17 protein-coding genes are annotated in these 18,609 nt (G+C 71.4%); 5 read left to right on the forward strand and 12 right to left on the reverse strand.

The window, feature by feature from the left end; all coding sequences use genetic code 11:
• Positions 1–15: 15 nt before the first annotated feature.
• The gene (locus LIP_RS05135; RefSeq protein WP_068135203.1) at positions 16–1,113 is read right to left on the reverse strand and encodes a DUF2600 family protein; all 1,098 of its coding nucleotides are present in this window, start codon (positions 1,111–1,113) and stop codon (positions 16–18) included.
• A gap of 230 nt (positions 1,114–1,343) precedes the next feature.
• Here LIP_RS05135 and LIP_RS19260 point away from each other — a divergent pair, with 230 nt between their 5' ends.
• Positions 1,344–1,856: a DUF192 domain-containing protein gene (locus tag LIP_RS19260; RefSeq protein ID WP_068135206.1), complete on the forward strand. Its 513-nt coding sequence runs from the start codon at positions 1,344–1,346 to the stop codon at positions 1,854–1,856.
• A 58-nt stretch (positions 1,857–1,914) separates the two neighbouring features.
• Here the strand turns inward: LIP_RS19260 and fabZ are convergent, their stop codons facing one another.
• Positions 1,915–2,379 carry a 3-hydroxyacyl-ACP dehydratase FabZ gene (gene fabZ / locus LIP_RS05145; protein ID WP_068135209.1) on the reverse strand — a complete coding sequence of 155 codons (465 nt, stop codon included), beginning with the start codon at positions 2,377–2,379 and terminating at the stop codon, positions 1,915–1,917.
• Positions 2,380–2,420: 41 nt separating this feature from the next.
• A complete protein-coding gene (fabL, locus tag LIP_RS05150; protein WP_068135211.1) occupies positions 2,421–3,170 on the reverse strand; it encodes an enoyl-[acyl-carrier-protein] reductase FabL in 750 nt (249 codons plus the stop codon).
• 186 nt (positions 3,171–3,356) lie between these two features.
• On the opposite strand from fabL, the gene LIP_RS05155 reads away from it, so the two are divergent.
• The 3 genes from LIP_RS05155 (at position 3,357) to LIP_RS05165 (ending at position 6,783) form a co-directional block, all read left to right on the forward strand.
• The gene (locus LIP_RS05155; protein ID WP_068135214.1) at positions 3,357–4,394 is read left to right on the forward strand and encodes a hypothetical protein; all 1,038 of its coding nucleotides are present in this window, start codon (positions 3,357–3,359) and stop codon (positions 4,392–4,394) included.
• A gap of 268 nt (positions 4,395–4,662) precedes the next feature.
• Positions 4,663–5,760 carry a DUF933 domain-containing protein gene (locus tag LIP_RS19975; RefSeq protein ID WP_068135218.1) on the forward strand — a complete coding sequence of 366 codons (1,098 nt, stop codon included), beginning with the start codon at positions 4,663–4,665 and terminating at the stop codon, positions 5,758–5,760.
• Positions 5,761–5,832: 72 nt separating this feature from the next.
• Complete coding sequence (locus LIP_RS05165; protein WP_198409738.1) at positions 5,833–6,783, forward strand: fumarylacetoacetate hydrolase family protein; 951 nt, start codon at positions 5,833–5,835, stop codon at positions 6,781–6,783.
• A 46-nt stretch (positions 6,784–6,829) separates the two neighbouring features.
• On the opposite strand, the gene LIP_RS05170 is transcribed toward LIP_RS05165, so the two are convergent.
• From LIP_RS05170 to LIP_RS05210, 9 genes are all read right to left on the reverse strand, one after another.
• Positions 6,830–7,744, reverse strand: a complete 915-nt coding sequence (locus LIP_RS05170) for an ABC transporter permease (protein ID WP_068135222.1) — start codon at positions 7,742–7,744, stop codon at positions 6,830–6,832.
• A complete protein-coding gene (locus LIP_RS05175; RefSeq protein WP_082725893.1) occupies positions 7,741–8,637 on the reverse strand; it encodes an ABC transporter ATP-binding protein in 897 nt (298 codons plus the stop codon). The genes LIP_RS05170 and LIP_RS05175 overlap by 4 nt, the downstream gene beginning before the upstream one ends.
• A gap of 265 nt (positions 8,638–8,902) precedes the next feature.
• Positions 8,903–9,898 (reverse strand): beta-propeller fold lactonase family protein, encoded by a 996-nt coding sequence (locus tag LIP_RS05180; RefSeq protein WP_068135225.1) that lies wholly within the window; start codon positions 9,896–9,898, stop codon positions 8,903–8,905.
• Between the two features lie 188 nt (positions 9,899–10,086).
• Positions 10,087–11,418, reverse strand: a complete 1,332-nt coding sequence (locus LIP_RS05185) for an ABC transporter substrate-binding protein (RefSeq protein WP_068135228.1) — start codon at positions 11,416–11,418, stop codon at positions 10,087–10,089.
• The gene (locus LIP_RS17635) at positions 11,415–12,734 is read right to left on the reverse strand and encodes a quinoprotein dehydrogenase-associated putative ABC transporter substrate-binding protein (protein ID WP_082725894.1); all 1,320 of its coding nucleotides are present in this window, start codon (positions 12,732–12,734) and stop codon (positions 11,415–11,417) included. The genes LIP_RS05185 and LIP_RS17635 overlap by 4 nt, the downstream gene beginning before the upstream one ends.
• Before the next feature lie 137 nt (positions 12,735–12,871).
• The gene (locus tag LIP_RS05195; protein ID WP_082725895.1) at positions 12,872–14,689 is read right to left on the reverse strand and encodes a methanol/ethanol family PQQ-dependent dehydrogenase; all 1,818 of its coding nucleotides are present in this window, start codon (positions 14,687–14,689) and stop codon (positions 12,872–12,874) included.
• Positions 14,690–14,954: 265 nt separating this feature from the next.
• Complete coding sequence (locus tag LIP_RS05200) at positions 14,955–15,698, reverse strand: ABC transporter ATP-binding protein (protein ID WP_068135230.1); 744 nt, start codon at positions 15,696–15,698, stop codon at positions 14,955–14,957.
• The gene (locus LIP_RS05205) at positions 15,698–16,543 is read right to left on the reverse strand and encodes an ABC transporter permease (protein ID WP_068135233.1); all 846 of its coding nucleotides are present in this window, start codon (positions 16,541–16,543) and stop codon (positions 15,698–15,700) included. Before LIP_RS05205 ends, LIP_RS05200 begins: the two co-directional genes overlap by 1 nt.
• Positions 16,544–16,563: 20 nt before the next feature.
• The gene (locus tag LIP_RS05210) at positions 16,564–17,559 is read right to left on the reverse strand and encodes an ABC transporter substrate-binding protein (RefSeq protein WP_198409739.1); all 996 of its coding nucleotides are present in this window, start codon (positions 17,557–17,559) and stop codon (positions 16,564–16,566) included.
• Positions 17,560–18,103: 544 nt separating this feature from the next.
• On the opposite strand from LIP_RS05210, the gene LIP_RS18865 reads away from it, so the two are divergent.
• Positions 18,104–18,559 carry a CoxG family protein gene (locus LIP_RS18865; RefSeq protein WP_068135236.1) on the forward strand — a complete coding sequence of 152 codons (456 nt, stop codon included), beginning with the start codon at positions 18,104–18,106 and terminating at the stop codon, positions 18,557–18,559.
• Positions 18,560–18,609 lie beyond the last annotated feature (50 nt).

An 18,609-nucleotide genomic window follows, 5' to 3' on the forward strand; every position in this document is an offset into this window, starting at 1 on the left:
AGAAGGCGACGGCGTTCAACGCGCGGGCGGCGGCTGGGGCTCCGCCACCTGGCCGAAGGGATTCCGCCAGCGGCAGAGCCAGGCCAGCGCCCTCGCGTCGCTGCCGGCTTCATCCAGAAGCGTCGCGGCCACGGGCCGGAGCATCGGCGCACGGGCCTTGGCGTCGGCCAGATAGAGCCCGGTGAGGCCGTGCACCACCAAGCGATGGAAGGCCGGGGCCTCCAGCGCCTCGATGCGCCGGCGAGCCTGGCCCGCCAACGCGCGCAGCCGTCGGGCGGCCACATCCAGCGAAGGGTAACAGGCGACGAAGTTCAAGTCGCCTCCGGCCCGATCTTCGTCCAGGTCGATCAGGTAGTCCAGCAGGATGTGATAGGCGGTCACCCACGGGACGTAGGCCGCCTCCAGCCGGTCGAGCTGCTCCGGCGGGGCTCCGGCCGAGGCCGCCAGCGCGAAGATGCCCAGGGTGGAGCCTGCCGAGGCCGCGAACTCCCACCAGAAGAGACCCGGCCAGGGCGAGGCCTCGCCGCCGGCCCAGGAGGCCAGCGCCGCCGCCCGCCGGTGCGGCTCCAGGTGCTTCAGCGCCTGCATGCGGGCGTAGCGGGCGGCCGGCGGAAGGAGCCTGGGGGCCAGGCCCGAGGCCCCCAGAGCGCCCAGGGCCTCCCTGCAGGTGGCCACCAGGTCGGGCAGGTAGCCCCCGTCGTCGGTGGCGGTGTGGAGGCGGTAGTACCCGCTCGCCGGGTTGCTGGGGCTCACGGCGTCGATCATGGCCTGGTGGAGCAGGGTGAGGTCTTCCTCCAGGCGGGTCCCGGGCACACGGTCGCGGTCCGAGAGGTTGTCCAGGTAGTCGCTGATGGTCTGGTAGGCCACGGCGAAGCGGACGAAGGCCCCCATCTCCCGGGCCTGGGCCCCGAAGACCGAGGCACCGAGGGCGTGGAAGCGCTTGAAACGCAGGCTGGCCAGGGCCTGGGCGCGCAGGTGGGGATCCGGGATGGCCCTGGCTGCCCGGGTCCAGCGCTCCAGCTCCCGCCGGGCCTGCGGCAGCACCCGCCCGAAGAGCCGGGTGAGGAGGCGGATCTCGCCCGCATCGGGGCCACCACCAGCGAGGGGTCTCATGCCGTCTAGGGTATGCTGGCCCACCCGTTCCCTTGCGCAGTTTCGAGCGAGCGGGTGCGGGTCGACGAGCGATCGGACAGGAGTGTAGGACCGTCCAGCGTTTCGCCGAGGAAGGGTTCCGGCGGGGGCCGGGCGAACGAAGAGGGGAGGACCCGCCGGCCGCAAGAGCCATGTGTGAGGGCACGCGGGACGGTGGACCGGATGGTTGCACAGGCGATGGGGGTGGACGGGTGACGCGCCTCAGGCTCCGTGCTCTCTTGGGAATCCTCCTGGTGATCCTGGGCCTCCAGCTCGGCCGGGTGCCCGATGCCCGATCGCAGGGCCAGCCTGAGCTGCCCGCGGTGACCGTTCGGCTGGTGCGGTTGGACCCCGACTGGAAGGGCGACGCCGTTCTGGGGCAGGTGGTGGCCGAGCTGGCCGACGAGCCCTTGGAGCGGCAGGTCGGCCTCATGGAACGGACCGAGCTCGCACCCGGGCGCGGGATGCTCTTCGTCTGGCCCGGGGAGCTCCCGGTGAGCATGTGGATGCGGAACACCCGCATCCCCCTGGACATGGTCTACGCCGATCGTCTGGGGAAGATCGTGCGCATCGCCCGGGACGTCCCGCCATGCCCCGACTCGGAGCCCGACTGTCCCGTCTACCCCTCGGGCGCGCCCGTGCGCTACGTGCTGGAGATCGCCGCCGGCGAGGCGGAGCGGCTGGGCTTGCGGGAGGGCGACTGGCTGCTGCCGGCGGGCAGGTGAGAGAGCGCCTCCACCGCGAAGGGAGCATACGCCCTCCGGGTTACGGCCCCCACAACGGTCAGGTAACGCTTTGCGGCGGGGTTGAGGCGGGACCGTCCCGCCGGGCGCTCATCGCGAAGGTGAGGACGCCTTCGGCCGCGAGCTCGTCGCCCACCCAGGCCCGGGCCCGGCAACGGACGATGGGCCCCCGTTTCTTCAGGAGCTCCGTTTCGATGCGGAGCTGATCACCGGGCACCACCGGCCGGCGGAAACGGGTCTGGTCGATGCCGGCGAAGAGACCGGTGGTGCGGGAGTACTCGGGCGCCCGGTAGAGGAGGGCCGAGGCCACCTGCGCCATCGCCTCCACGATGAGCACCCCCGGCATGATCGGCTGCCCGGGGAAGTGGCCCTGGAAGAAGGGCTCGTTGAGGGTCACGTTCTTCAGGCCAACGGCCCGCCCATCCTCCGCCTCGAGGATCCGGTCCACCAGGAGGAAGGGGTAGCGATGGGGCATCACGTTCAGCAGCCACTGCGCGTCGAACACGAGCATCGCCTCCTGCGGGGTGGATCGGTTACGGGTGCCGATCAGCCTACCAGGGAAAGGCCCCCGTCCACCACGATCACCTGGCCCTGGATCATGGCAGCCTCGGGCGAGCAGAGGAAGGCCGCCACCCGGGCCAGGTCCTCGGGCTCCACCATGCGGCCCGCGGGAACCCGCCGCCTGGTTTCCTCCACGATCTCCCGGTAGTCGGGGAAGTGACGCAGGGCGTCGGTCTCCACGGCCCCGCCCGAAAGGGCGTTGACGGTGATGCCGAAGGGGGCCAGGTCCACGGCCAGGTACCGGGTGAGCGCCTCCAGGGCCGCCTTGGAGACCCCCACCCCCACGTAGCTGGGGAGCACCCGCTGGGAGCCCAGACTGGTGAGGTTGACGATGGCGCCCCCGCCCCGGGCCTTCATGCGGGGAACCGCCCGGCGCGCGCACAGGAAGGCGCCCCGGGCGTTGATGTTCATGGCCCAGTCCCAGTGCTTCGGCTCGAGCTCCTCCAGGGGGCGCAGGACCCCCGAGGCGGCGTTGTTCACCAGGATGTCGAGCCCGCCTGCCCAGCGGTCGAGCTGGTCGAAAAGGGCGTCGACCTTCTCCGGCTCGGCCACGTTCGCCTTGAACGCAGCCGCCTCGCCGCCCCGTTCCTCGATGGCTGCCACGGTCTCCTCGGCCGCCTGGCGGTTCCGCACGTAGTTCACCGCCACGCGGGCGCCGCGGCGGGCCAGCTCCAGCGCAATCGCCCGGCCGATCCCCCGGGAGCCGCCGGTGATGAGGGCGACCTTCCCCTCCATAGGCAGCGAGGACGTCATGCCCACCTCCAGTCATGGAGCGCCGAAACCTTCGCCTGCTTCGACGGCGGCCGCGGGAAGTCCTCTCCTTATCATTGTGAACCGGGAAGGAGGCCCGGTCGTACACCATAGGAACCGGTGGCCCGGCGCTGGCCGGTGGGTGGACGCCGGAGGAGGGGGGCGGGTGGAATGACTCCGGTGCGCGTCGCCGTCGACTGCATGGCGGGGGATCATGCCCCCGCTGAGCTGGTAGCCGGAGCGCTCGCCGCGCAAGACGATGGGGTGGAGCCCATCCTGGTGGGCGTGCCCGAGCAGCTCCTTCCCTTCCTTCCCGAAGGCGGTGGCGGCTGGTCCCTGGAGCCCTCGGGCCAGGCGGTGGCCGAGGGTGAGGCGCCGGCACAGGCCTTTCGGCGGCGGCCCGATGCCTCCGTCTTCCAGGCGGTGCGGCTGGTACGCGAGGGGCGGGCCGACGCGGCGGTGAGCGTGGGCAACACGGGCGCCGCCGTGGTGGCCGCGGCCCACGTGCTCGGCATGCTTGCCGCCGGCCGCCCGTGGGCGGGCGGGCCCGTGATCGGCTTCGCTCCGCGCACGGTCGTCCTCGACATGGGAGCCAACGTGGACGTGAGACCGGCCCAGTTCTTGGAGCTGGCCGCCATGGGCACGGCCTACGCCCGGGCCATGCTGGACGTCGCGGCGCCGCGGGTGGCGCTTCTGAGCATCGGGCGGGAGCAGGGCAAGGGCAATCGGCAGGTGAAGGAGGCCTATGACCTCCTGGCCGGCTCCGCGTTCCGCTTCGTGGGCAACGTGGAACCGTATGGCCTGCTGGCCGGCGACGCCGAGGTGGTGCTCTGCGACGGCTTCGTGGGCAACGCCGTCCTGAAAACGTCCGAGGCCCTTTCGGAGGCGATCCTGGCCCTGGCCCTGGCTGAGTTGTCGGGCCGGGCGCCTGAGGCGGACCTGGCTCGCTTCATCCGGCGGGTCCGGGAGCACGTGCAGGTGGCCGAGCGGATGGGCGGGGGGCCGCTCCTGGGGGTGCGGGGTGTGGTGGTGGTGGGGCACGGGGCCTCCAGGGTGGAGGCGGTCCGGAAGGCCATCTCCACTGCCCGCGATGCGGTGCGAGGCCGGCTGGTGGAGCGCATGGAGGAGGAGCTGCGGCGGCTGAGCCGGACGGAGGATCGCAAAGCCGAATCGCGGTCCTCTCGCGCTGGAGGAAACGCACGGAGCTAGGCGGCCACGGGCCGGAAGCATCAGCCGAGCGGATGGCGCGCACCTGGGCTCCCACGTTAGCCTGGGGGACCTTCCGCGGGTGGGGAAGCGTTCCGCATATGGCGGTGCCCCCTGAGGAACCGGCTTACGCCCGGACCTGCCTCCCCTCTTCCATCGCGTGCCCTGGTTGCGGTATCCTGGAACAGGCTCGGAACCGACGGGCTGGCAGAGGCCCCGAGCCCGGGCGACCATCGGTCGCGCCCCGTGGGGCGCCCAGGGAGGCAAACCCTTGCGCATTGCACTGATCGGACTTCGCCAATCGGGCCGGAGTACCCTCTTTCGACTGCTGGTGGGTGAGGGCGGCGGAACGGAGCGGGGCGGCGTCGGGCTGGGAACGGCCGAGGTGCCCGATCCCAGGGTGGACGCGCTGAGCGCCGCCTTTCGGCCCCGCAAGACCACCCGCGCCCGGCTCGAGCTGGCCGACCTCCCGGCGCTGGAGACCGGCGGGGACGCGGGGGGGACGGGGCCGAGCGCGGCCGCCTTCCTGCAGCAGGTGCAGGAAGCCGAGCTTCTGGTGCACGTCTGCCGGGCCTTCGCGTCGGACTATGTGCCCCACCCCCTGGGAAGCGTGGACCCCCTGCGCGACGCCCGGCGGGTGGAGGAGGAGCTGGTCCTGGCCGACTGGTCCATGCTCTCCCGGCGGCTGGAACGCATGGCCAAGGAGACCTCTCGCGCCGACGTGGCCAGGCAGCAGGAGAAGGCGCTGCTGGAGCGGGTGGCGGCCGCGCTCGAGGAAGGGCGGCCCGTCCGGGTCGAGGGCTTCGAGGAGTCCGAGGACCGGCTGCTCCGGCCCTACACGCTCCTGAGCCAAAAGCCGTGCCTGCTGGTGCTGAACCTGGACGAGGAGGGCTGGTCGCGGGCGGCCCGCGGCGAGGCCGCCCTCGAGGGGCAGGCCGCCCTGGAGACGTGGGCCGCCGAGCACGGCCTTTCGACGATCATGGTCTCCGCGGAGCTGGAACGCCAGGTGGAGGAGCTGGAGCCCCAGGATCGAGGCGAGTTCCTTCAGGAGCTGGGCATCTCCGAACGCGGCCTGGACCGGGTCGCCCGCGCCGCGTACGGGGCCTGCGGCCTCATCTCCTTCTTCACCGTGGGGGAGGACGAGGTGAAGGCGTGGACCGTCCGCCGGGGCGCCTCGGCCCTGGAAGCGGCTGGCAAGATCCACTCGGACATCGCCCGGGGCTTCATACGCGCCGAGGTCTGCGCGTACGAGGCGTTCCAGCGGTTGGGGAGCCTGCAGAGGGCCCGCGAAGAGGGAGCCCTGCGCCTGGAGGGGAAAGGGTACACCGTCCAGGACGGGGACATCGTTCACTTCCGGTTCAACGTGTGAAGCGCCGGCGATCGAGACGCGCGAAGCCCGGCGCGTCGTGGAGGTTCCATCGAGCGAAAAGGGGTGGCTCGTGTGCGCTACGCGTCCTACCGCCTGAACGGGGCGGATCGGGTGGGCCTGATCGAAGAGGATCGCATCTACGACCTGATGGAGCTGATCCGGCTGGAAGGTGAGTTCGAGCTTCCGGCCGAGGACCCGCGGCCCCGCACCATGCTGGACGTCCTCCGGCTGGGTCCGGAGCTGTGGAGCCACGCCCGCGGGCTGGTGGAGCGGGCCGAGCGGCACCGTACCTCCGACCCGGACCGCTGGGAGGTCCTGAAGGCCCAGGGCAGCGTGCTGCTCCTTCAGGAGCTGGAGGCCCGGGGGGGCCGGCTTGTCGCCCCCATTCCCCGTCCCGCCAAGAACCTGGTCTGCCTGGGGCGGAACTACCGGGCCCACGCGGTCGAGCGCGGCGAGGAGGTTCCCGAGGTGCCCGTCTTCTTCACCAAGGCGCCCACCTGCGTCATCGGGCCCGGCGAGCCCATCCGTTACCCCGAGGCGACCCGCATGCTGGACTACGAAGGGGAGCTGGCGGTGGTGATCGGCGTGGGCGGGAGGCAGATTGCCAAGGAGCACGCCCTCGACCACGTCTTCGGCTACACGATCCTGAACGACGTGACCGCTCGCGACCTGCAGCGTCGCCACGGCCAGTGGTTCCGGGGCAAGAGCCTGGACACCTTCGGACCCATGGGTCCCTGGATCGTTCCCGCTGCGGAGGTCCCGGACCCCCAGGCGCTCCGGATCCGCACCTGGGTCAACGGGGAGCTGCGCCAGGACGCCTCCACCTCCCAGATGGTCTTCTCGGTCGCCGAGACCATCGCCTGGCTCTCGGACGGGATCACCCTGGAGCCGGGCGACATCCTCTCCACGGGCACGCCGGCGGGGGTGGGGGAATCGGGCGGCGACGCCACCCTGCTCCATCCCGGCGACGTGGTCCGCATCGAAGTCGAGGGCATCGGGACGCTGGAGAACCGGGTGGAGTAGCGCGGGCAGGCGGGGGCACGCGCGGCCGGTCGGGTGGCGGCGGAGGTTAGCGGGGGCCGCGGCCGCGAGCCATGGCCGCCGCTCCGGCCCCCGCGGCCAGGAGCGGAAGGATCAGAGCCACGGCCAGGTCCAGCTCCAGCGGCATCTGGTGGAAGTCGAGCAGGACGTGGCGCAGCAGGTCCAGCTGGTACGTGACCGGGTTCGCGTAGACCAGCGCCTGGAGCCAACCCGGCAGCTGGACCACCCAGCCTCCCGCCAGGGTGTGGATGCCGATGGCCTGGAGCTGCCGGCGGAGCTCGTCGGGAATCTCCAGGAAGCCCACCCCGCCGATGATCCCCTTGAGCGGGAAGATCGACCCCGAAAGGAAGTAGAGGGGGAGCACCACGCCGTTGGAGATGCTCCCGAACCCCTCGAAGGTGCGCATGCGGGAGGCGATGACCAGGCCCACGGCGGTGAGGAAGACCCCCACGGAGAGCATCACGGCCCAGGCCAGGAGCACCCGCGGAGCCTCCAGGAACACGCCCACCAGCGGCGCGAAGGCGAGGGCGACGGTGCCCTGGATCACGGAGACGGTGGCGCCGCCCAGGAGCTTCCCGAGCGCCACGGAGAGCATCGGGGCGGGGGAGACGGCCACCTCCCGCAGGAGGCCCACCTCCCGGTCCCAGACCAGGGCCATGGCCGACTGGGTCGAGGCGAAGATGACGTTGAGGGTGATCACCCCCGGGAGGATGTACTGCCCGTAGGTGTACCCCTCGATGTCCCGGAAAGAGGCCCCCAGGCCGAAGCCCAGGATCACCAGCCAGAGTACCGTACGGGAGATCCCTCCGAACCACTGGCCCCGGTCGCGGCGGGAGCGGAGAAGCTCCCGGCGCCACATCACCCAGACGATCACCGGGTCCAGGAATCGGGCGGGCACCCGCCGGAAGCCGGGCTGCACCGAAGGAAGCGCAGCGTCCGTCATCGGGTCAGCTCGCCCCCCTTCCGGTGAAAGCTGAGGATCTGCTCCCGGGGCCCCGCCTCCTCGTCGCGCAGGGGGGCGCCGGTGAGCGCGAGGAAGACTTCCTCCAGGGTGGCTCCCTCCCGGCCCAGCACCCGCCGCTTCAGCTCGGCCGGGGTGCCCAGCTCCAGCAGGCGCCCGCGGTCCACGATGGCCACCCGATCGCAGGCCTCAGCCTCCGGCAGGTAGTGGGTGGTCACCAGCGCCGTGAGTCCGTCGCGCCGGAGCGTCTCCACTTGCTCCCAGAGCCGGCGGCGCGCCTGGGGATCCAGGCCCAGGGTGGGCTCATCCAGGACGAGGACCCGCGGCCCGTGCATCAGCGCCCGGGCCAGCTCCAGCCGGCGCCTCATGCCGCCGGAGAAGGCCCGTACGGTTTGACCGGCCCTCGCCGCGAGCTCCGCCCAGGCCAGGGCCCGATCCACCGTCTCCCGCACCCAGGCTCGCCGGATGCCCTGCAGGTGGGCGTGCACCTCCAGGTTCTCCCGGGCCGTGAGCCGTTCGTCCAGGGCGGGCTCCTGAAAGACCACGCCGATCTGGGCTCGGACCTCCCGAGGCTGCCGGAGCACATCGAAGCCGGCCACGTGGGCGGTTCCTCCGGTGGGCCGGAGGACGGTGGTGAGCATGTGCACCGTGGTGCTCTTCCCTGCGCCGTTGGGACCCAGCAGGGCGAAGAGCTCGCCCTCGCGCACCTCCAGGGTGAGGCCGTCCACCGCGGTCAGGTCTCCGAACCGCCGGGTGAGCCCCTGGCAGCGTACGGAGGCTGCCCCGCCGGCGACAGCAGGGCCTCGACGCTCCAGCCCCGCCACCTCCGCCGGCTCCGCAGCGGGAAGGGCGCCGGCGCGTGACTCGTCCTGCATGCTCCCGCCTCCTCTTTGGTCTGGTTCCTTGCAGCCGACGCCTTCCTCCGGATCGCCGCGGGCATCTCGTCCCCCAGCAGGTGCTCCACCACCGACGCCGGTTGGGGTGCCAGCACCGAGGCCGGCGACGGCGGCGCGGGCGGCCGTCGGAAGGAGGGCCCAGGAGAGGCTCCCAGCGGTGAACAGGATCGCCAGCGCCGCGACCCACCCGGGGCGGACCACCCGGAGGCGGTGGGGCAGCCCTGGCCGGGGGCGGGCCCGCACCTCACGAGCCGGGAAGGAGCCCGATGGCCACATCGTGGGTCCCCCTTCCTGCCTGGATGCTCCGGATCACCTGGAGGCTGTCGGCGTCGATGACGGTCACGCTGTCCGAGAGCCCGTCCGCGGTGTAGACCCGCGTGCCGTCGGGTGAGACCGCGATGCCCCAGGGGCGGCGCCCCATCCGCTCGCGGATCACCTTCACGACCTCGTTGGTCTCCGTGTCCACCACGAAGACCGCGTTCACGCCGCCGCCCGCGGCGTAGAGCCGCGTGCCGTCGGGGGAGAGGGCCAGCCCCACCAGGCGGGAGTCGCGCCCCAGCGAGACGGTGGCGACCACGCTGTGGTCCGACGTGTCCATCACCGACACGGTCCCGCCGATCTCCGCGGAGACGTACGCCCGGGACCCGTCGGGAGAGAAGAGGACGATGCGGGGCCGGGCACCCACCAGCACGTGCTTGACCACCTGCAGCGCCCGGGCGTCGATCACGGTCACCGTGTGGCTCGCCTCCCCGGTGACGTACACCCACTTCCCGTCGGGGCTGATGCCGACGCCCTCGGGCTCGATGCCGGTGGGGAAGGCGCCCAGGACCTCGCCGGTGGCGATGTCGAAGCCCGTGGCCTGGGCGGCGTCCTCGTTCGCCGCCCAAAGCTGGGTGCCGTCAGGGCTCACCGCCAGGCGCTCGGGATCGGTGCCCACCCGGTACTCGCCCCTCACTTCGGCCGTGGCCACGTCGATGGCCACGATCTTGTCCTCGTCGCTCTCCACCCGGGGAGAGAAGTCGCTGAGGGCCACGAAGACGGTGCCGCCGTCGGGGCTCACCGCAAGCCCTCTGGGGCGCGCCCTGCCCGCCTCCGTCACCCGTAGGGTCTTCAGCACCTGGCCGTTCTCCGGGTCGATGACGGTTACGCTGCCCCCGTACTCATTGGAAGCGAAGACCCGGTACGCCGATTGCGCGAGGAGGCGAGGCGCGGGCAGGGGCACGAGGAGCAGCAGGACCATCGCGATCGCCCGCGACGGCCCGCGAGGAGCGCGGGCGGGGCAAGGCGGGTGCGGGTCGGAGGGACCTGGGGCGGCGGTGGTGGGGGATGACCGTCGGAAGGGTCGGGTCATACGTTGCGTCCCTCCTTGTCGCGGCGGATGCGTGTCACGCGGAGGTCCAGGGCGCTCCCCCTCCGGGCATGTGGCTCTCACCCCGTGAAGCTGCAGCCGGACCGGTCCGCTGCATCGCCGATCTGGTCCAGCATCTCGTTGGGGCTGAAACCCGGGCGGGAGATGGCCGGGAGCTGGCCCACCAGGGCTGCCAGGCCCAGCGGATCGGACGCATCCTCCTGCACCTTCACCAGGAAGACCGTCTCCCGCAGCTGGTGGTCCCAGGGCCGGAAGGAGACGCCGATCCCCTTGTAGACGTCGAAGAGCGTCGCTTCCCCTTCCAGGTAGGCCGCGAGCTGGCCCGGGTCCGTCGTCCCGGCGAAGGAGGCCGCCTCCCACAGGATCTTCACCGACGCCCAGGCGGCCCAAGCGGGGGGATCCATGGGCTGGCCCCACCGTTCGAGGAAGCGGGCGTTCAGCTCACGTCCCCCGTAGTTGTCCAGGGTCGCCTCCCAGAGGGTGGCGCGGTAGCCAGTCCCGGTCCGGGGCGCCGAGGTGCGGGCGGCCGCGAAGAAGGTGCGGGTCTGGGCGACGGCCTCAGGGAAGCCGGTGACCCGGTGGGGAAGACCCGCCTCCTCGTACTGGCCCAGGAAGTCGAGCTGGCCCACCCCGTCCAGGAGGAGCAGCACGAGGTCGGGTTTGGCCTCCCGGATCTGCTCCAACACCGGGCGGTACTCGGGTTCGCCTGGCGCGACGCTGGCGTTCCCCGCCTCCCTCCCTCCCCAGTGGCGCTGGGCGAGGGCGTGCCGGGCCCGCTCGAGCCGTGCACGGCCCTCGGGGGCGTCGGGCGTCACGAAGAACCAGCGCCGGGCGCCCTGGCGGACGAACCAGTCGGCCACAGCGTCCAGGTACATGGCGGCGCTGGCCTCCACGTGGAAGGTATGGCGCCGGCACCCCTCGTGCCGCAGGGCGTCGCTCGCGCAGCCGATATTGAGGAAGAGCGCCCCTCGCTGCTCGGCCAGGTCTGCGAGGGCGGAGCAGCCCTCCGGGTCGAAGCCGCCCAGGATGCCGTAGACGCCCTCGCGTGCCATGAGGCGCGCCGCCGCCCGCACGGCGGCCGCGGGCGTGGGGGCGCTGGCCGTCAGGACTTCGAAGCGACGCCCCAGCATCTCGGCGATCCCCGAGAACTCCTCACCGGCCATGATGGCGCCCTTCCGGGCGGCCTCGCCCGCCACCTGGTACGTGGCCGCCGAGACGGGCGAGATCCCCGTGCGTACCGGGCCCACGTAGGCCACGCGCAGGGGCTCGGCCTGAGCCCTTGCCCGGAGTGGGGCGATCGACGCGGGCGGGCTGCCGGCCAGGAGCCCTGCTGCCAGCCGGGCCGCCCCCGCCAGGAAGCGGCGTCGCGACATGCCGCGTGGCAGGCTCACCAGACCACCTTCCCAGGGTCTCCCTTGTAGAGGGAACGGATGAAGGCGACGACCTCCCAGATCTCCTCCTCGCTCAGATACCCGCCCCAGGCCGGCATGCCGTTGGGGCGCCCGTCGTGGATGGTCTTGAAGACGCTCGCGTCGTCGCCTCCGTAGATCCACCGGCTGTCCACCAGGCTCGGGCCCATGCCGCCGCCCCCCTGGGTGCCGTGGCAGCCGTAGCAGCCCCACTTGGAGAAGAGCGCCTTCCCCTCCGCGATGGCCTCCTCGTCGCCGGTGTAGGGGTTCTTCTGGGGGAGCTCCTCGCCCTCGGCACCGCCTTCCTCGCCCGCAGCGGCGGTAGGTGCGACCCAGCGGCGCAGCTTTGCCAGGGCCGATCGCAGCCGATCCACCAAAGCCCGGGCGCCCTGCCCGCGCCGAAGGCCGGTGGCCGAGGCATCTTTCGGGGGTGGCGCTGAGGCGCCCGCGGAACCGGGTGCCCCGGGGATGGGCAGGGTGGGGACCCCGTACTCCGTCAGGACCGCCTGGATCTGCTCCCAGTTGGCCTCAATGGCCCGATCCAGCTGGTCGCGCAGGGCCTCGTCGCCCTGGCGGACCGCCATGGAGACCGAGAAGACCATGGGCAGGAAGGGCGGCTCGATCTCGGGGGTGACGGGGTGCAGTTTCAGCTCCACCGGCATCTTCTTGGCGAAGTAGCCCGCGATGGGTCCCCAGACGATGGCCACGTCCACGTCGCCGTCGGCCACCGCCTGCATGATGGGTGCGAGCGGTGCGGGAGAGGTGTAGTCCCCGTAGACGCTGTAGCCCACCACGTTTTCCGCCATGCCGCGGTTCGCCAGCGCGTGGGCGGGCGGGGTGTTCGTGTAGTCGTCGCCCACCATCTGAACGCCGATGTGGAGGTCCCGCAGGACGGGGTCGTCCAGCGAGGCGATCTCGAGAGCGCGATCCGACCGGGTGACGAAGACGTAGCTGGTGCGGTAGTAGGGCTCGGACGTGAGGGCGAGGGGGTACTGGTCGGGGACGCCCATCACCACGTCGCACAGCCCCTCGCGCAGGGTCTCCCGGATGAAGCCCCGGCGCTGGGGCCACCACGCGTAGGTGAGGCGGGCGCCCAGGCTGTCCGCCAGCATCTGCGCGATCCGGTTCTCAAACCCCTCCAGCCGGTCGTTGGAATAGGGCAGGTTGTTGGGGTCGGCGCAGACCGTCAACTCCCAACCATCGTCGCCCTGGGCGGAGGACGTGCTCCCGGAGAGAACCGCCGTCGTCACCAGCAGGCAGGCCAGGAGGATCCCGACCCGCCGGGCACCTGGGTGCATGTGCAGGCCCCCTCTTTCGCGCGAGAATGGGGCGGCGTCCCGGCGGCGGGGTGGCGCCGGAGCGGTCGTCACGACGTCACGGCACGCGGGACGGCGCAGGATGAGGGGAGGGGTGACCCCCTCCCCCCGGCGCTCCGCTAGAGGCTGAAGACGTAGAGCATGCCGCCCTTGTTGGTGTAGCGCCCCAGGTCGCTGAAGGCGTTGACCGCGCCCAGGGCGGCCGTCGGGTCCTCCAGCGAGAGGTCGCCGGCCACGGTCAGGCCCGACCACCCGCCGATCCCTGAGTAGACGGCCACGTACTGCTTCCCGTCCGGCCCCAGGAAGGTCATGGGGGCGCCGATGATCCCTGAGCCCACCTTGAACGTCCACAGCACCTCGCCGGTGACGGCGTTGACTGCCTTGAACCAGCCGTCCATGGTGCCGTAGAAGACCACGTTGCCGCCCGTGGCCAGGACGCCGCTCCAGACGGAGAAGTTCTCCTTGATGCCCCAGACCTTCCGCCCCCGCGCGCCGTCCCAGGCGACGAACTCGCCCCGGTTGCCGCCGGGGCCCGCATACATCTTCACCGTAGCGCCCACGTAGGGAACGCCGGCCACGTAGGCGACCTCGGTGCCCTCGTAGTCCATGCAGAGGTTGTTGGTGGGGACGTAGAAGAGCCCGGTCCTGGGCGAGAAGGCCGCGGGTTGCTGATCCTTGCCGCCCATGGCCGCGGGGCAGATGTTGGTCGTGTTGACGCCCTGCTTGGTGGACTTGTCGGCGTTGCGCGCGGGCACGCCGGTCTCGAGGTCGACGCCGCTCGCCCAGTTGACGTAGACGTAGGGCTGAGCCACCAGCACCTCGCCCGTCGCCCGGTCGATGGTGTAGGCGAAGCCGTTGCGGTCGAAGTTGACCAGCACCTTGCGCGGCTTGCCGTTGATGGTGAGGGTGACCAGGATGTTCTCGTTCACCCCGTCGTAGTCCCACTGGTCGTGGGGGGTCTTCTGGTAGGCCCAGCGCGCGGAGCCCGTATCGGGATCCCGCGCGAAGATGGTCATCGACCACTTGTTGTCGCCGGGGCGCAGGTCCGGGTTCCATGTGCCCGGGTTGCCGACCCCGTGGTAGAGCAGGTCCAGCTCGGGATCGTAGGAAAGCCACGTCCAGGTGGCCGAGCCCCCGATCTTCCACTGATCCTCGGGCCAGGTGGTGACGCCCAGGTCCTTCCCCTTCAGGCTGTCGTAGAAGGGCTTGAAGTCGTCGCCGATGAGCACCTCCGAATCCGGCCCCGTGGTGTACGCCCGCCAGACCTGCTCGCCGGTGTGGATGTCGTTGGCGGTGAGGAAGCCGCGGATGCCGAACTCCCCGCCGCTGATGCCGGTGATGACCTTGTCCTTCACCACCAAGGGCGCCATGGTGATGGTCTCGCCCCGGGCCACGTCGCCCTGCTTCACCTGCCAGACGACCTCGCCGGTGTTGGCGTTCAGGGCGTAAGTGTGGGCGTCCAGGGTATTGAAGAAGACCTTCCCGTCGGCGTAGGTGAGACCCCGGTTCACCACGTCACAGCAGGCGACGCCGATGGAACGCGGGTCGGTGTCGGGGACGAACTTCCACTTGACGGCCGGGCCGGGCTGGGTGAGATTCAGGGCGTAGACGATGTTGGGGAAGGGGGTGATGAGGTACATGGTGCTCCCCACCACCAGCGGAGCACCCTCGTGGCCCCTCAGGACGCCGGTGGAGAAGGTCCACGCCACCTTGAGCTGGTCCACGTTCAGGATGTTGATCTGGTCCAGGGAGCTGTATCGGGTGGCCGAGTAGTCCTTGGCCGGCATGACCCACTGGCCGTCGTCCCGCTGCAAGTTGAGGAGCTCAGGGAGGGAGCCCTGCTGCTGCGCGATGGCTGGACTCACGGCTGCGGCGAGGATCAGGGTCAGGGCAGCCATGCAGCCGATCCAACGTCCGGACGAGAGAAGCCTGCTCATCGTAGTCTCGCCGTCCTCCTTTCGAGCGTGTGACCCGCGTGGAGCCGCGGCGACCGGTTGCCCGAGGCCCTCGCCTGCCCCGGACCGTCGAGGGTGCCGAGCGTGAACGGAACCCCATCGTCGCGCGCGGCCTGCAGACTATGGTAGCCAGGAATCACTAGTCCGTCAAGAAGGATAACACACTTCGCACAAAAAAGTGAACGCGAACGCGTACGGTTCTGTCCTGGGCTGTCGCGCGCGCGGCGCAGCCGGCGCGGGTGCGGTCTCAGAAGGATCCCGCACCCTCCAGGGCTCGGACCGCCTCCCGGGCCAGGGCGGCCAGGCGGGGATCGACGGGCGTCCGCGGGCGGGGGAGCGACCGGCGGACGTCGAGCTCCTGGACGATCCGCCCCGGCGGGCCGGCTAGGATCACCACCCGATCCGCCAGGTAGATGGCCTCGGCCGGGTCATGGGTTACGAAGAGGACCGTGGGCCGCCGCTCCTCCCATAGCCGGGCCAGCTCCGCCCGGAGGCGGCAGGCCGTCAGCTCGTCCAGGGCGCTGAACGGTTCGTCCAGGAGGAGTACGTCCGGGTCCACCGCCAGGGCCCGGGCGACGGCCACCCGCTGCTGCATGCCTGCGGAGAGCTGGTGGGGGAAGGCGCCGCCATGGTCCCCCAGGCCGACCCGGGCCAGCCACGCCCGCGCGACCCGGCGCCCCTCCTCCCGGGGAAGATCCAGGACGAAGCGGACGTTCTCCTCCGCCGTGAGCCAGGGCAGGAGCCGTGAGTCCTGGAAGACATGGCCGATCCTGGGAGGCCGGGGGGCGAGGAAGCGGACGGCGCCACCATCAGCCTGCTCGAGGCCGTTCAAGATCCGCAGGAACGTGGTCTTGCCGCAGCCCGACGGACCCAGCAGGCAGACCAACTCGCCGGGGGCGGCTTCGAGGTGCAACCCGTCCAGCGCGGCACGCCGGCCCCCGTCGGGGCGGGTGAAGACCTTGGCCAGAGCGGCCACCTGGATCCCGACCATCACCTCTCCTCCCTGTCCCAGGTGGGGCGGCGCCAGCGGAAGGCCAGGCGCTCCACGGTGCCAAGCACACCCAGGTCCAGCAGGGCCACGACCAGGATGGTGGCCAGGGCGTACGCCAGGATGCCGCCCATGTCGAACATCTGGAAGAAGAAGCTGATCTGGTACCCCACGCCGTCGGTGCGCCCCATCAGTTCCGCGAAGACGACCATCTTCCAGGCCAGCGACAGGGCGCCGCGGGCCGCCCCCAGCACGTGGGGCAGCAGCTGGGGCGTCACCACCCGGACCCATACCACCGCGGGGGACCGCCGGAAGGCGCGTGCCATCTCCACCAGGCCGTGGTCCACCGCCTGGGTAGCCGCCCGGACCTGAGCCGCCACCGATGGGGCCACGCTCAGGGCGACGGCGGCCACCGCCGCCCTGTCGTTGAGCCCCAGGAGCACGTAGGCCAGCACGATGTAGACGATGCGGGGCAGCGAGAGCCCCACCAGCATCCAGCCCTCCAGGAGCCCGTTCACCAGGCGCGACGCCCCCATCGCCGCCCCCGCGGCCGAACCGGCGCCCATGGCCAGGGTGAACGCCATCGCCACCCGGCGGAGGGAGACGCCCAGATGGTGCAGCAGGTGACCGCGGGTCACCTCCTCCACCAGAAGACGAACCGTGGTCCACGGCCCCGGGAGCACCGTCTCCGACAGAAGCAGAGAGAGGAGCCACCAGGCGGCCATCAGGGTCCACAAGGACAGGATGTGCCCGGCGCCAGGGAGTCGCCGGAAGCGCCTCCCCGCCGGGAGCCCCAGGGTGCGGAGCCCCCGCCAGCCGGCTTCTCCGTCGACGCGCCCCCGCGCCATCGATCGTGCCCCTTCCAGAGTCACCTGGCCACCCCGAGGGACGTGGTGAAGACGCCGGGATCGACCCGCTCCACGCCCACGACCTCAGCCCCTGCTACCGCCACCAGCCGGCCCACCATGCGCGAGAGGTCGGCCACCGTGGCTTCGCTCCACTCGGACGGGACGCTGGTCTGCCAGGCCTCCTGTACCGCCGGCAGGAGGGAACGATCGGGCAGACGGTAGAGGCCCTGGTCCACGATCTCCTCCCAGAGGGTCGGGTCCTGCGCGAGACGGTCCCAGGCGTCCCGCATGGCGGCCACGAAGCCGGACACCGCCTCGGGTTCGGTCTCGACCAACGCTTCCCGGGCCACCAGGACGAGGATGGGCATCTCCGGCGGAAGGTCCAGGGTGCGGAGGAGCTCATCCACAGAGACGACAGCCCGGTACCGGCCGGTGGCGGTCAGCCGGGCGACGAAGTGCCAGTAGGGCATGGCCGCGTCCAACTCGCCCCGGTCCAGCAGCTCCTGCATCAGCGGTGGGGCTGCGGCCAGGGCCTCGGCCTCCTCCTGGGGATCAAAGCCGAAGCGATCGACCGCGGCGGCCCGCAGGATCAGCCAGCTCTTGTCGTTCAGGCTCGCCACGCCGATGCGCTTCCCCTTCAGGTCCGCAAGGCTGCGGATGGGACTTTCGGCCGGTACCACCAGCGAGCCCTCTGCCAGGCTGTAGGGGTAGACGGCCTGCACCGGGACCCCCTGGCGCCGGAGGAGGTTGACGCCGATGACGTCGTCGACCACCAGGTCCACCTCGCCCGCCTGCAGGGCGATCTTGGCCGCCTGCTTGCTGGCCAGGGTCGTCACCTCCACCTGCACCCCGTGCGCCCGATCCAGCCCGTCGCGCTCGATCGCGTGGAGCACCCAGGCGAAGGTCCCCGATGCCTGCAACCCCACCCGGACCGTGCCCGCCGCCCGCGCCGCCCTGGCCGCCAGCATCCAGCAGGCCGCGAGCACCACCAGGGCCAGTGCCAACCGCCGCTGCATGATTGCACCTCCTCGCGATCACGAAATGATGGAAAACCTCGGTCAAATCCTACCATAGCACGCTCCTGGGGCGCGGGCAAGGGCTCGCCGGTGCGAAGACCCGTAGGGGGCGGGCCCGCCCTCGGTCGTCCCGCGCCGGCATCGGCGCGTCCTGCGCCCGGATCCTGCAGGCCTGCGCCCTCAAGCCCACGAACCGGGCCGTGCGGGCGCGGGGGAGCGCACGGTGGAACGTACGAAAGGCCCAGGGAAAGATGCACAGGCCGCCTCAGGCTCCAGGAAAAGTTGCCGGCGCGTCGGAAGGAGTCTTCAGTCTGTGAGAGGAAATGTCTTTTTAGGTTCGAGCCACGCTTTTCTGAGTAGCCGCATCGGAGACACCGCTCGCAGCAGAAGCTCAACCCCGGCCGGCGACGCGCACCGGCTCCTGCCCCGCTCGACGAGGGAAGGCGTCACGCCTCGGGCACCGAGGAATCGGAGCCCCGGAGGCCTGCACCCATCATCCGGCAGGCGACCGACGCTCGCCTGCCCGCCGAGAAGGAGTGGTCCCGTGCAGCTCGAGTACCGTCACCAGTACGGGGGCCTCGCCCCGGACGTCCTCTGGGGAGCCCTCTTCGACCCCGAGATCCTTCGAAGGGCCATACCAGGGTGCCAGGGGCTGGAAGGCCAGGGAGACGGGGCGTACAAAGCGAGCCTCGGGCTGAACGTGGGACCCATCCGGGGCGGTTTCGACGGCCAGGTGGCGCTCAGCGACGCCGAGCCCCCTCGCAGGTACCGGCTCCGTCTCGACGGCGGCGGCGCCCCCGGCCAGGTCAAGGCCGACGCTTGGATCAGCCTGGAGCCCGACGGGCAGGGCACGTCCCTCCTCTGCCGGGCGGAGGTGAGCGCCACGGGGACCCTCGCCGCCGTGGGCCAGAGGGTGATGGGCAGCGTCGGCAAGATGCTGGTGGGCCGCTTCTTCAAGAACATCGAGCACGAGCTCTCCGGCCAACGGGCCACCGGTTGACCGCCCCGGAGGCCGCGGCCCGCAGCCAGGATCGACGGCGGACGCACCCG

It is taken from the genome of Limnochorda pilosa, from assembly GCF_001544015.1.
Classification (GTDB): domain Bacteria; phylum Bacillota; class Limnochordia; order Limnochordales; family Limnochordaceae; genus Limnochorda; species Limnochorda pilosa.

Bases quoted from the DNA above. Each gene is read 5' to 3' on its own strand.
- LIP_RS05180 (WP_068135225.1), bottom strand. From the start codon at position 9,898: ATGGTCCTGCTGCTCCTCGTGCCCCTGCCCGCGCCTCGCCTCCTCGCG.
- fabL (WP_068135211.1), bottom strand. From the start codon at position 3,170: ATGGAGGGGAAGGTCGCCCTCATCACCGGCGGCTCCCGGGGGATCGGC.
- LIP_RS05155 (WP_068135214.1), top strand. From the start codon at position 3,357: ATGACTCCGGTGCGCGTCGCCGTCGACTGCATGGCGGGGGATCATGCC.
- LIP_RS05210 (WP_198409739.1), bottom strand. From the start codon at position 17,559: ATGCAGCGGCGGTTGGCACTGGCCCTGGTGGTGCTCGCGGCCTGCTGG.
- LIP_RS05205 (WP_068135233.1), bottom strand. From the start codon at position 16,543: ATGGCGCGGGGGCGCGTCGACGGAGAAGCCGGCTGGCGGGGGCTCCGC.
- LIP_RS05135 (WP_068135203.1), bottom strand. From the start codon at position 1,113: ATGAGACCCCTCGCTGGTGGTGGCCCCGATGCGGGCGAGATCCGCCTC.
- LIP_RS05175 (WP_082725893.1), bottom strand. From the start codon at position 8,637: ATGCAGGACGAGTCACGCGCCGGCGCCCTTCCCGCTGCGGAGCCGGCG.
- LIP_RS17635 (WP_082725894.1), bottom strand. From the start codon at position 12,734: ATGCACCCAGGTGCCCGGCGGGTCGGGATCCTCCTGGCCTGCCTGCTG.
- LIP_RS05170 (WP_068135222.1), bottom strand. From the start codon at position 7,744: ATGACGGACGCTGCGCTTCCTTCGGTGCAGCCCGGCTTCCGGCGGGTG.
- LIP_RS05195 (WP_082725895.1), bottom strand. From the start codon at position 14,689: ATGAGCAGGCTTCTCTCGTCCGGACGTTGGATCGGCTGCATGGCTGCC.
- LIP_RS05200 (WP_068135230.1), bottom strand. From the start codon at position 15,698: ATGGTCGGGATCCAGGTGGCCGCTCTGGCCAAGGTCTTCACCCGCCCC.